The organism is Streptomyces sp. NPDC088124, assembly GCF_040685895.1.
GTDB lineage: Bacteria > Actinomycetota > Actinomycetes > Streptomycetales > Streptomycetaceae > Streptomyces.
Genome location: NZ_JBFBJB010000068.1, coordinates 1 through 12436, shown reverse-complemented (window position 1 = coordinate 12436; position 12436 = coordinate 1). Strand labels below are relative to the sequence as shown.

General features: G+C 72.0%; 11 protein-coding genes. 2 read left to right on the top strand and 9 right to left on the bottom strand.

Features of this window, described 5'->3' with window-relative positions:
• Window positions 1-127 precede the first annotated feature (127 nt).
• Entirely contained in the window at window positions 128-823 is a 696-nt protein-coding gene (locus AB0P17_RS37050) for a CBS domain-containing protein (protein ID WP_365818305.1), read from the top strand.
• Here AB0P17_RS37050 and AB0P17_RS37045 read toward each other — a convergent pair.
• From AB0P17_RS37045 to AB0P17_RS37005, 9 genes are all read right to left on the bottom strand, one after another.
• Window positions 818-3253: a glycosyl hydrolase family 65 protein gene (locus AB0P17_RS37045; RefSeq protein ID WP_365818303.1), complete on the bottom strand. Its 2436-nt coding sequence runs from the start codon at window positions 3251-3253 to the stop codon at window positions 818-820. The genes AB0P17_RS37050 and AB0P17_RS37045 overlap by 6 nt on opposite strands.
• A 47-nt stretch (window positions 3254-3300) precedes the next feature.
• Window positions 3301-3600, bottom strand: a complete 300-nt coding sequence (locus tag AB0P17_RS37040) for a hypothetical protein (RefSeq protein WP_365818301.1) — start codon at window positions 3598-3600, stop codon at window positions 3301-3303.
• Window positions 3601-3716: 116 nt separating this feature from the next.
• Complete coding sequence (locus AB0P17_RS37035; RefSeq protein ID WP_365818299.1) at window positions 3717-4742, bottom strand: 6-phosphofructokinase; 1026 nt, start codon at window positions 4740-4742, stop codon at window positions 3717-3719.
• 289 nt (window positions 4743-5031) lie between these two features.
• The gene (locus AB0P17_RS37030) at window positions 5032-5511 is read right to left on the bottom strand and encodes a hydrogenase maturation protease (RefSeq protein WP_365818297.1); all 480 of its coding nucleotides are present in this window, start codon (window positions 5509-5511) and stop codon (window positions 5032-5034) included.
• On the bottom strand, window positions 5508-6869 hold the full coding sequence (locus AB0P17_RS37025) for a nickel-dependent hydrogenase large subunit (protein WP_365818295.1): 1362 nt from the start codon (window positions 6867-6869) through the stop codon (window positions 5508-5510). The genes AB0P17_RS37030 and AB0P17_RS37025 overlap by 4 nt, the downstream gene beginning before the upstream one ends.
• A complete protein-coding gene (locus AB0P17_RS37020) occupies window positions 6866-7717 on the bottom strand; it encodes an oxidoreductase (RefSeq protein WP_365818293.1) in 852 nt (283 codons plus the stop codon). The genes AB0P17_RS37025 and AB0P17_RS37020 overlap by 4 nt, the downstream gene beginning before the upstream one ends.
• A gap of 1 nt (window position 7718) precedes the next feature.
• Window positions 7719-8528 (bottom strand): FAD/NAD(P)-binding protein, encoded by an 810-nt coding sequence (locus tag AB0P17_RS37015; protein ID WP_365818291.1) that lies wholly within the window; start codon window positions 8526-8528, stop codon window positions 7719-7721.
• Complete coding sequence (locus AB0P17_RS37010) at window positions 8525-8980, bottom strand: cyclic nucleotide-binding domain-containing protein (protein WP_365818289.1); 456 nt, start codon at window positions 8978-8980, stop codon at window positions 8525-8527. Before AB0P17_RS37010 ends, AB0P17_RS37015 begins: the two co-directional genes overlap by 4 nt.
• Window positions 8977-10149, bottom strand: a complete 1173-nt coding sequence (locus AB0P17_RS37005) for a 4Fe-4S dicluster domain-containing protein (protein ID WP_365818287.1) — start codon at window positions 10147-10149, stop codon at window positions 8977-8979. Before AB0P17_RS37005 ends, AB0P17_RS37010 begins: the two co-directional genes overlap by 4 nt.
• A 457-nt stretch (window positions 10150-10606) precedes the next feature.
• Between AB0P17_RS37005 and sulP the strand changes: the two genes are divergently transcribed.
• The gene (gene sulP, locus AB0P17_RS37000) at window positions 10607-12340 is read left to right on the top strand and encodes a sulfate permease (RefSeq protein ID WP_365818285.1); all 1734 of its coding nucleotides are present in this window, start codon (window positions 10607-10609) and stop codon (window positions 12338-12340) included.
• The last annotated feature ends 96 nt before the right edge of the window (window positions 12341-12436 follow it).

The following is a 12436-nucleotide window of genomic DNA, read 5'->3' as shown; positions in this document are numbered from 1 at the left end:
GCTCCCCTGTTGCCCCGTACGGACTCGGACCGTGGACCGTTGGACCCTTTGCCGCCCCGCAGCGCGGGTCCACACTTTTCTCCGGAGAGGCGGTTCACGCCCAGGGGGCTGTCGCCCAGGAGGGATCATGTACCACACTCCCCATCTCGTGAGTGATGTGATGTCACGGCCCGTGGTCGCCGTAGGACCGGACGCCGGATTCAAGGAGATGGTCGAGACCATGGGCCGGTGGAAGGTGGGCGCGCTGCCGGTTCTGGTCGGTGACGGGCGGGTGGCCGGGGTGGTCTCCGAGGCCGACCTGCTGCCCAAGGAGGAGTTCCGGGACGCTGATCCGAGCCGCGCGGAGCAGATGCGCCGGCTCGCCGATCTGCGCAAGGCCGGGGCGGTCACCGCCGAGGAGCTGATGAGCGCTCCCGCCGCCACCGTCCGGGAGGACGCCACCCTGGCACAGGCCGCGCGGACCATGGCCGTACGACGGCTGAAGCGGCTGCCGGTGGTGGATTCCGCGGGCATGCTCCGGGGGATCGTCAGCCGTCGTGACCTGCTGAAGGTGTTCCTGCGGTCCGACGAGGACATCGCGGAGGAGGTCCGCGAAGAAGTCGTCCGGCGTCTCTTCGAAGTACCCGGGGAGAGCGTTCGGGTCACGGTGGTGGACGGTGTGGTGACCCTCAGCGGCACGGTTCACGACACCGCGCTCGTGCCGATCGCCGCGCGTCTCGCGCGGGCGGTCGAAGGGACGGTGGACGTCGAGTGCGATCTCGCCGGCCCGGCGGCCCGGCGGCCCGAACCGCCCCCGGCGGAAGCTCGGTTCCGACCGTCATGACGGTCCGGCGGGGCGTACGCCGTCGTCGGCCGGCCCCCGCGGATCGATCCTGCGGACCGTGCCGGGAGCGACCGTGGCCTCCCGGCCGCGGATCATCACACGTACGGGATCCGCGTCGGACTGCGCGACCTCGACGCGCACCCCCTCCGTCCGGAACCCGAGCGCCACGTCCCAGTGGCCCCGGTAGCGGATACGGAACCCGAACTTCGACAACTGCGGCAGTGGCGAGGGATCCAGCAGCAAAGCGTCGGCACGGGCCTCCAGCCCGGTCAGACCACGCTGCACGAGATCCACGGTGCCGGCCATCGCGCCGAGGTGGACACCCTCCGGGGTGGTCCCGCCCTGCACGTCCGCCACGTCGCCGGTGAGGGCCTCCTCCATGAACGTCCACGCGTCGTCGTGGCGGACCCGGGCGAGCACCCACGCGTGGACCAGCGCGCTGAGCGTGGAGCCGTGGCTGGTGCGGCGCAGGTAGTAGTCGACGGTGGTCCGCCACATGTCGTCGTCGAGACGGTGTCCGAGCCGCCGGAACAGGTCCGCCAGTTCCCGGGGCGGGAAGAGGTATCCCAGCATCAGCACATCGGCCTGCTTGGACGCCTGGTAGCGGTTGACCGTGTCGCCCTCGGCCTCCAGGATCCGGTCCAGTCTGCGGATGTCGCCGTACCGCTTCCGGTATCCCGCCCAGTCCAGCTCCGCCAGCTCCCCGTAACCGGCGAACTGGCTGATGACCCCGCGGTGGTACGGCACATGGAGCCGGTGGGCGATGTCCGCCCAGCGCTCCGGATCATCGGCGGCGAGCCGGAGCCGCTCGGACAGCTCGCTCCGCCCTGAGGCGGGGAGCGCGCGCCACACCTCGCGCGCCTTCATCAGCACCCACGACGCGGTGACGTTCGTGTAGGTGTTGTCGTCCAGTCCCGGCGCGGCGGCTCCCGGATAGCCGTCGTGATATTCGTCGGGGCCGACGACGCCGTGGATACGGTACCGGGCGAGTGACGGGTCCCAGACCGCGCTGTCCGCCCAGAAGCGGGCGACCTGGAGCAGCGTCTCCGCGCCCTCGGCCTGGAGGAAGGCGGTGTCACCGGTGGCCTGCCAGTACTGCCACACGTTGTAGGCGACGGCGGAGCCGACGTGGTGCTGGAGCCGCGAGTGGTCGGGCAGCCACCGCCCCGAGCGCGGATTGAGGTGCAGCTCCTGGGTCTCCTCGCGGCCGTCGCTGCCGCTCTGCCACGGAAACATCGCCCCCTTCCGGCCGGCCTCACGCGCCGCGTGACAGGCGGCGGGCAGCCGCCTGTGGCGGTAGCCGAGCAGGGCGCGGGAGACCTCGGGGAAGTGCAGGTTCAGATACGGCAGGACGAACAGTTCGTCCCAGAAGACATGGCCGCGGTACGCCTCGCCGTGCAGCCCCCTGGCGGGGACGCCGACATCCAGCTCGGCCGTGTGCGGGGAGAGGGTCTGGAGTACGTGGAACAGGTGCAGCCGCAGGATCCGGCCCGCCTCCCCCGGCACCTCCAGCTCCGCCCGGCGCCACAACCGCTCCCAGGCGTGGTGGTGCGAGACCAGCAGGTCGGTGAAGCCGGGCGCGTCACGCACCGCTGCCACGGCGGCCTGCCGGGGGCTGCCGATGGCCGGGGTGCCCGAGGTGTACAGGGCGACCGTCCGGTCCACCGCGACGGTCTCCCCGGCGGCGACCGGGATCGTCAGGGTCCGGAACGCCCGCCGCTCGGTGAGCCGGGCGGTGGAGGTGACCGCGGGGAGAGCGGCGGCCCGGGTGCGGGCGGCCAGCGCGATCCGGATGTCGGAGTTCACCGTACGGCAGCGGAGCCAGTCGGTGTCGTCCCCCTCGGCTCCGGTGAGCCAGTGGGTGAGATGGCGGTTGGCGAGCCCCCGGTAGCGCTCGACCCCGGTGTTCCGCACTTCACCGTCCAGTCCCGATTCCACCTCCACTTCCCCGGCCCATCCCTCGGCGGTGAACGAGGTGCGCTGGGCCGCCAGATGGGGCTCGTCCATGTGGACGAGCCGGCACTGTTCCACATGCAGGCGCCCCGAGCCTTCATGGAGCGCGTACGCCGACTTCCGGGTGAGCGTGCCGTGCCACAGGTCCAGTGTCTGCGCGTGCGCCACCAGCAGTCCGCTGTCCGGGGAGAACCAGGGCCCCGGATCCGCCCCTCGCGGACGTACGCGGTAGCGCAGGGGCAGCCAGTTGGGCAGATTGACCAGGTCCTCGTTCTCGGTCCGGTGTCCCGCCACCGTGGACTCCAGCCGGTCGTAGCAGCCGGCCACGTACGTACCCGGGTAGTGCGCGGGACCCTCGGGCGACTCGGACGCGGCGCCGCGGGTGGCGAAGTAGCCGTTTCCCAGCGTGCACAGGGTCTCGCGCAGCCGTTCCGACCGTGGGTCGTAGCCCTCGTACGTCCAGGTCCAGGCTCGCACGGTCGGCCCTCCTCTCGGGGGACACCGGGTCGGGCACCCGGCGGGGGTCAGGCGATGGTGACGGCGTCGTCGAGGTACCGGGGGTTGGCCTCGAACGCCGACGCCGCGGAGTGCTCGATGCCCTGGCCGACCGGCAGGATCGACACGTAGCCCGTACCGGCCGGCCGACCGTGGTCGAAGAGCGACTGCAGGTCGCGGAGCACCTGGGGTGAGCGGTCGGTGCCCGCCACGATCCGGTCGACGAAGTCACGGCCGGGCAGCACCAGGTGCTCCTCGGGGATTCCCCGGGCGGTGTGGGTCAGCAGGTCCTCGGCCTCGTCGGCCGGCAAACCGTGGATACGGGTCATTGTTCCGCCTCTCCTGTCCCCGGGAACATCGGCGTCCCGCCCGGCCGCACCCGGTGCGCGGCCTGCGGGACCCACACCCTCGGGCCCCGTGCCGGGGGTTCCTCTCCGGCAGGGGGTCAGCCGAAGAACACCCCGAACTCGTCGTACAGCGACGGATCCACCACTCTGGTCCCCGTTCCGGCCTCGGGCAGGGGAACGCGGACGACGTCGGTGCCGCGCAGGGCCACCATCGTGCCGAAGTCACCGTCCCTGACGGCCTCGACGGCGTGCAGCCCGAAGCGTGTGGCCAGCCATCGGTCGAAGGCGCTCGGGGTCCCTCCGCGCTGGATGTAGCCGAGCACCGTCGTGCGGGCGTCGGTGCCGGTCCGCTGTGAGATCTCCTGGGCCAGCCACTCGCCGACGCCCGACAGCCGCACATGGCCGTACTCGTCCCGTGAACGGTCCTTGAGGATCATCCGGCCCTCCCGCGGCACGGCTCCCTCGGCCGCGACGACGATCGGCGCGTAGTTGAACTCGAACCGGCTCTTCACCCAGGAACAGACCTGATCGATGTCGAACGGCCGCTCCGGAATGAGGATCACGTTGGCGCCGCCCGCGACACCGGCGTGCAGGGCGATCCACCCCGCGTGCCGCCCCATCACCTCCACCACCAGGGTGCGCCGGTGCGACTCGGCGGTGGTGTGCAGGCGGTCGATGGCCTCGGTGGCGACGCCGACGGCGGTGTCGAAACCGAAGGTGTAGTCGGTGCCGGGAACGTCGTTGTCGATCGTCTTCGGCACGCCGACCAGACGGATCCCGTGCCGGCTCAGCTCGGCCGCCACGCCGAGCGTGTCCTCGCCGCCGATCACGACGAGGGCGTCGACGCGGTGCTCGGCGAGCGTGTCCTGGATACGCCGTACCGCGTCCTCGTGCTGGAAGGGGTTGGTGCGGGACGAGCCGAGGATGGTACCGCCGCGGGGCAGGATCCCCCGTACGGTGGATACGTCCAGCGGCAGGACGTCGTTGCGGAGCGCGCCGAGCCAGCCGTCGCGCAAACCCACGAAATCGAAGGCGTACTCCTGGACGCCCTTGCGGACCACGCTGCGGATCACCGCGTTGAGGCCGGGACAGTCACCGCCGCCGGTCAGCACTCCCACCCTCATGGTCTCCTCCTCTCCGCGCACCGCTCGGCGCCGGGCCTCCGCGGACCGGTGCCGGAATCGAAGCCACTCCCGCACGGACCGTGCACCGCGTCCTGAAGCGGCCATCCCTTCCAGTGTCGGCTCCGCTTCTCCCCGGCGCATTCCCGGGGAGCGTGCCCGGGCAGTGCGCCGCCGTCGTGGCCGGGCGACCATGGGCGCGGCGCGGAACCACCCTGGTCGCGGCGCGGCGGACGGAACACCTCGGCCGGGCCCTCGTCACCGGTCGAAGGGCGCGCCGCCCCGGTACCCGTCACGTCTCGCGCAGCAGCGCGTGGGCGTCGTGGACGGCCCGATCCACGCGTTGGATCAGCCGCGGGAGTGCCGCTTCCACCGGGGCGCTCAGCCCCGTGCCGAAAGCGAAGTCCCCGCCCTCCACCGCGTGCACGACGAGCGAGCACGGCATGCGGTCGAGCGCCTCGGCGAGCGCGGCGGTCTCGCCGAGTCCCAGGGCGTGGGTGCTGCCGGAGCGGAGCGCGAGCCCCGCCACCCGTTCGGCGGACAGCGTGTGCAGCCGCCCCGGACGTCCGGGGTGCGTGTGCACCACCTCCACGATCACCACATGGTCGTGCCGGTTCCACAGGGTGAGCAGGCGGCCCGGTTCACCGTCGCTCCCGGCGAGCAGGGTGCCGGCGGGCACCCGGGGACGTACCGCCTCGATCACGGCGGGCCCCGCGCCGTCGTCCCGGCGGAACGGATTGCCCACCCCGATCACCACCACGCGGCCGGTCATCTCCGGTCCACCGTCAGGTCGAGGAAGTGCGCGGCGCAGGAGATGCACGGATCGTGGTTGCGCACGGCCCGCTCGCACAGCCTCGTCAGCTCGTCGTCACCGGCCGGCCCGCCGGGCCTGTCCAGCAGGGACTGCGCGAGCCGGCGTACATCCCCCTCGATGGCCGCCTGGTTCTGGGCCGTGGGCGGCACGATCCGGGCGCTGGTGAGGGTGCCGTCGGCACGCAGGGTGTAACGGTGGTAGAGCAGTCCGCGCGGCGCCTCGGTGGCGGCGCAGCCGGTGGCCCGGCTCGGCGGGACCTCGGTGTACGGATGAGGAGGCTGCTCGTAGGCGGCGATGATCCGCAGGGCGTCGGCCAGCGCGTGCGTCACCTCGACGGCGCGGACGATGATGCTGCGGAACGGGTTGCGGCACACGGTGCCGGCGGCCGGATCACCGAGCCCCGCCGCGCGCGCGGCCTCGGCGGCGACCGGATGCAGCCAGCGCCCGCTGATCGCGTACCGCGCGAGCGAGCCCGTCAGGCAGGGGCGGCCGTCCAGAGTGGAGTGGAGCGCGGTCGAGTACGGCACCTGCCGCTCGCCGACCCGCTCCTCGAACCGCTCCACCGCGAAGCCGTGCACGGCGGTGGCCCGCTCCGGGTCCGCGCCCGAGAGGGCGGCCATGACCGCCGGGGCACCGGAGTCGACGGCGTAGTGGCCCGGGTCACGCAGGGCCAGCAGCGCGTAGTCGCAGGCGTAGTCGGGGAAGTCGAAGCCGGCCACCCAGCGCACCGTCTCCAGGGCATCGTCGCGGGCCCGGCGCAGCCGCTCGGCCAGCGGCCGGAGCTGGGCGGGGGAAGGGACCTGGTAGAAGCCTCCGACGCGGACATTGACCGGATGGACGGCCCGGCCGCCGAGCTGCTCCAGGATCGCGTTGCCCGCCTGTTTGATCCGGAGCCCCCGCTCCACCGCGGCGCGCTGTTCGCGGGCGAGTTCGATGGCGCTGGGATGGCCGAGGAAGTCCGGGGCGTGCAGCAGGTGGATGTGGAGCGTCTGGCTCTCGATCCACTCGCCGTAGTAGAGAAGCCGTCGCAGCGCGGCCAGTTGGCCGTCCACGGTGGTTCCGCAGGCCCGCTCGATCGCCTGGCACGCGGTCATCTGGTAGGCGACGGGGCAGATACCGCAGATGCGCGCGGTGATGTCCGGAGGTTCGGTGTGTCCCCGGCCCCGCAGGAACGCCTCGAAGAACCGAGGGGGCTCGTAGATGCCGAGCCGCGCGGCCGTCACACGTCCGTCGCGCACGGTCAGGTGGAGGGCGCCCTCGCCCTCCACCCGGGCGAGCGCCTCCAGACGCAGCACACGTGATCCGCGGTGGCTCACCGCTCCTCGTCCTCCTCGTGCTCCCGCGGATCGTCCTCGTGTTCCTCACCCACGAGCCGGGGAACCGGCCCGTACTCCGGCGAGGCCGCGTTGAAGGTGCGGAACACGCGCAGGATGTCCCGGTCGCTCATGCCGTCGTCGCGCAGTTGGGGCACCATCGAGTCCAGGTTGGTCCGCTCGGCCGGCCCGAAGCAGCCGTAGCAGCCCCGGCCGTAGGCGGGGCAGAGTGCGCCGCAGCCGGCATGGGTGACCGGTCCCAGACAAGGGATCCCGCGGGCCACGGTGACGCAGGTGGTGCCGCGCCGTTTGCACTCGAAGCAGACGCTGTGGTGCGGGATGTTCGGTTTTCGCCCGGCCAGTTGAGCCGTGATCACTTCGAGGAGTTGGCGCCGGTCGATGGGGCAGCCGCGCAGTTCGAAGTCGACGGGGACGTGGGCGGAGATCGGAGTGGAGGTCTCCAGTGTGGAGATGTACTGGGGGCTCGCGTACACGGCGTCGAGGAAGTCCGTGACATCGGCGAAGTTGCGCAGGGCCTGCACTCCGCCCGCGGTGGCACAGGCCCCGATGGTGACGAGCCGCCGGGAGATCCGCCGGATGTGCTGGATGCGCCGGGCGTCCTCGGGTGTGGTCACCGATCCCTCCACCAGGGAGAGGTCGTACGGCCCGGTGCCGGCGAGTGCGGCGGGGCCGTCCGCGCCCTCCGTCCCCGACAGCTCCAGGAAGTGGGCGATACGCACCCGGCCGGAAAGGGGGAGCAGTTCGTCCTCGCAGTCGAGGAGGGTCAGTTGGCAGCCGTCGCAGGAGGCGAACTTCCATACCGCCAGAGTGGGCCGGGCATCCGTGTCCATGTCACAGTTCCCTTACGGTGAGCAGGGGTTCCGCCCGGTCGTGACGGATCACCGGTCCGTCCCGGCACAACAGGAGGGGCCCCAGCTGACAGTGTCCGCAGTGCCCGGTGCCACAGCGCATGGTGCGCTCCAGCGAGATCTGGATGCGGTCGCCGGAGACCCCTCGGGCACGCAGCGCCCGCGCCGTGTGCCGCATCATCACCTCGGGTCCGCAGACCAGTGCGTGGGTTCGGGGGCACAGCGGTTCCATCCGGTCCAGCAGGGCGGTCACCACGCCCACTCCGCCATGCCAGGCGAGCCCCGCGCGGTCCACGGTCACCTCGACCCGGGCTCCCGTCCGCCAGGAGGCGAGTTCCCGTGTGTAGAGCAGGTCCTCCGGGGTGCGCGCGCCGATCAGGACACCGAGGCGGCCGTACCGTCCGGGCCGGGCGAGCACGTGGTGTACCACGGGACGCAGGGGTGCGATCCCCAGGCCGCCGGCGATCACCAGCAGATCGGAGCCGGCCGGCGCGTCCAGGTCCCAGCCGTTGCCGTACGGCCCGCGCAGCCCCACCGTGTCCCCGGTCCGAAGCCGGCACAGTGCCGTGGACACCGCGCCCACCGCGCGTACGGTGTGGACGAGGTGCCCCGTGTCCTGGACGGCGCTGACCGAGATCGGTACCTCGCCCACACCGAAGGCGTACAGCATCGCGAACCGGCCGGGCGCGAACGCGGGCGCCCGGTTCCCGAGCGGTTCCAGTGTGAACGAGACCGTGTCAGCGGTCTCCCGGGCCGTGGCGGTCACCCGGTGGGGCAGGGGCACGGCGGTCATCCGGGGCCGCCCGGGCGGGGTGCGTACAGATCGAGCAACCGGATCCGTGTCGCCTGGAGCCGCTCGGCGACGACCGCGGCGCAGCACCTCATGAGCTCGTAGCCGAACTCCGTCTCCCCGACGCACAGTTCACGTACCTTCGCCGCGTCGAACTCCCAGGTGTCCACCGAATCGAGAGCCTGGGCACCCAGATGCCATCGGTAGGGTGGGAAGATCCACGACCAGCCGAGCTGCTGCCCCGGTCCCAGCGTTTCGATGACGGGTGCCCGTTGTCCGGGGACATGGAGGTCGAGGGCGATCTCGCCCTGCCGGATCAGCCAGAAGCGGTCGGCGTCGCCTCCTTCGTCGAACAGCCGGTACCCGGCCGGGAAGGTCCGGGAGCGGGCGAGCGCGAGCAGTCGCGTGCGGTGGGCCGCCGGGAGGCTCCGCAGCAGCGGGGACGGGCCGGTCACGGCGACTCGGTCTCCGCGCGGAGGGTCCAGTCGTGCAGGGCCGCGGCCTCCTCGGTGATGTCGATGCCAACCGGGCACCACACGAGGCACCGGCCGCAGCCGACACAGCCGGAGGAGCCGAACTGGTCGTACCAGGTGCCCAGTTTGTGGGTGAGCCACTGTCGGTAACGGCTCTGCGGCGAGGAGCGGACCGGGCCGCCGGACAGCAGGGAGAAGTCCAGGTCGAAGCAGCTGTCCCAGAGCCGCCACCGTTCGGCGTGGTCCCCGGTCAGATCGGTGACGTCCTCCGTCGTGGTGCAGAAGCAGGTGGGACACACCATGGTGCAGTTACCGCAGCTCAGACAGCGCGCGGCCACATCGTCCCAGCGAGGGGCTTCCAGTGTGTCCGCCATCAGACGGCGCAGATCGGTTCCGGGCATGGCCCGGCCCATCCGGTCGGCGGCGGCCCCCACGGCGCGCCGGGCGGCCGCGCGGGTCGTCTCATCCACCTCCCTCGTGGGCAGCTCGGCCAGGACCTCCGCGCCCTCCGGGGTGCCGGCGCGCATCCAGAAACGGTGGTCCCCGGGGTCGGCCAGCTCGGTGAGCACCAGGTCGTATCCCGGGCCGGCCGCCGGTCCCGCGCCCATCGACACGCAGAAGCAGGTGCCGCCGGGTTCGGTGCACTCGACGGAGACGATGAACGCCCCGGATCGTCTGCTCCGGTACACCGGGTCGGGGTGCGGCCCTGTGCCGAGCACCCGGTCCTGCACCGCGATGGCTCGCAGATCACACGGCCGGACTCCGAGAAACGCGAAGCGAGGCGCCGCGGCACTGTCCGCCTCGACCGTCAGTCCGTCCTCGGTCCTCTCGGCCCGCCACTGCCGGACGCGGGCGGGATGGAGGAAGGTCTTCCAGGACTGCGGGCCCGCCGAATTGGCGAAGGCCGCTCCGTCGGTACGCCGGCACAGCCGGTACTTCCCGGCGTCCAGCTCGACCCCCCACCCGTAGGGGAGCTGGTCGGCCGACTCCAACTCGGCGAGTACGAGGGCCTCCTCCCGCAGGGTCGGGCCGATCACGGTCAGCCCACGCGCTCTCAGAACACCGACCAGTCCTCTCATCCCGTCCCGGTCGATCACCGCCTCGCCGAGCGGGTCGACGGCAGGCGCGCTCCCTCCGTCAGACCGGTTCATCGGCCATTGCCCGACGGTCGGACCGTGTCTCGCTCCGTGCCATGAAGGGAACCTTCCTCGTGTGCCGGGCCGGTCCACTCACGATCGGCCGCGTGGTGCGGGTTTCCTCAGGGAATCAGCTCCCGCGGGTACCCGCATCTCCGGCTGCTCCTCCGCACAGCGCCCCCTTCACCGACAAGCCCGCTCCCGGGTGGGACCGGGACGCCCCGACAGGTCCAGATGGTCCAAACAGCCGGGATGGGTTGGAGCACGGGCGCCACAATGAGAGCACTCGCCTCCGGGACCCGTACTCCTCCAGCGGTACGAGGCCCGGGACGTCGAGCGGGAGAGCCGCCACGGACCCGGAACAGGCCGATGGCCTGCGCGGCGAGGGCGGCCCCCGGGACCACCGGTTGGTGGGCCTTCGCGGGCGCGCGCCCCGGCGCGATGCCCAGGGCGGCGTGGTGAAAGGAGACCCGTGCCCCGGCGCACCTGCGACGGCAGTGGGAGGCGGAAGTGGCCTCGGTCCCGGTTGCCGGGTGTCGCGCTGCTCACCGGCTACCGGCGCTCGTGGCTGCCGGGTGACCTGCTGGCCGGGGTCACGGTCGCCGCGTATCTCGTGCCCCAGGTCATGGCCTACGCGAGTGTCGCCGGGGTGCCGCCGGTCACGGGCCTGTGGGCGGTTCTGCCGGCCCTGGTGCTGTACGCGCTGCTCGGCTCGTCCAGACTCCTCTCGGTCGGTCCGGAGTCGACGACCGCGCTGATGACCGCGGCGGTGGTCGGTCCGTTGGCGGCGGGGGATCCCGGGCGCTACGGCGCGTTGGCCGCGGCGCTCGCCGTCACGATCGCGCTGTTGTGTCTGGCGGCATGGGCCGCCCGGCTCGGGTTCATCGCCGATCTGCTGTCCCGACCGGTCCTGGTCGGCTATTTGGCGGGCATCGCCCTGCTCATGACCGTGGATCAACTGCCCAAGCTCACCGGTGTCCCGGCGACGGGCTCCGGCTTCTTCCCCCAGTTGTTCTCCTTTCTGGGCCACCTCTCCGACGTGGAAGCAGGGACTGTGGCCTTCAGCGCCGCTCTCCTCGTCCTTCTCTTCGTCGCCCCCCATGCGGGGGCGACGGTCCCCCGGCCACTGCTCGCCGTGGTGCTCGGCACCGGCGTCGTCGCGCTGTTCGGCTGGGGGGACCACGGCATCGCGGTGGTCGGAACCATCCCGTCCGGGCTGCCCCGCCCGGCCCTGCCCGACCTGGGCGAGGTTCCCCGCCTGCTGGTGCCCGCGCTGGGTGTCCTGCTCGTCGGCTACAGCGACGTCATCCTGACGGGACGCGCCTTCGCCGAACGCGACGAGCGCGGGCGGCTCGACCCGAACCAGGAGTTGCTCTCGCTGGGCGCGGTGAACTTGGGCGCGAGCCTCCTCCACGGCTTTCCGGTGAGCAGCAGCGCCAGCCGGACGGCCCTCGCCGCGTCGACGGGCGCACGCACCCAGGCGTACTCGCTCGTGGCCTGCGCGGCAGTCCTCGGCGTGCTGCTGTTCCTCGGCCCCGTCCTCGGCCGCGTCCCGGTCCCCGTGCTGGGGGCGCTCGTCGTCTACGCGGCGGTCCGGCTGATCGACGTGGCGGGATTCCGGCGGCTGGCGGCCTTCCGGCGCCGGGAGTTCCTTCTGGCGGCAGGCTGTCTGGTGGGTGTGCTGGCCCTCGGCATCCTCTACGGGGTACTCGTCGCGGTGGGCCTGTCCGTGGCCGAACTCCTGAGCCGGGTCGCCCGCCCGCACGACGCCGTCGAAGGGCTGGTGCCCGGGGTGGCCGGCATGCACGACGTCGACGACTACCCGAAGGCCCACACCATCCCCGGACTGCTCATCTACCGTTACGACTCCCCGCTCTTCTTCGCCAACGCCGAGAACTTCAAGCGGCGTGCCCTGGCCTCCTTGGACGAACAGACCCAGCCCGTGTACTGGTTCGTCCTCAACACGGAGGCGAATGTGGAGGTGGACATCACCGCGCTGGACTCCGTGGAGGAACTCCGGCATGAGATGACCGAACGGGGCATCGTGTTCGCCATGGCCCGGGTCAAGCAGGACTTGCGCGACCAGCTGGACGCCTACGGGCTGTCCGGGTCCGTCGGCGACGGTCTGATCTTCCCGACCCTGCCGACCGCCGTGGCCGCCTACCGGAGGTGGTGCGGACGGGCGGATGGTGATGCGGGCGGTTAGCGCGTGTTTCGAAAGTCCCGCCTGGCTCGCGACGCCTGGCACGCACGCTCGCTGCGTTGTCGGAGTCGTCCACGTACGGCCAGGCCATCGAGGGCG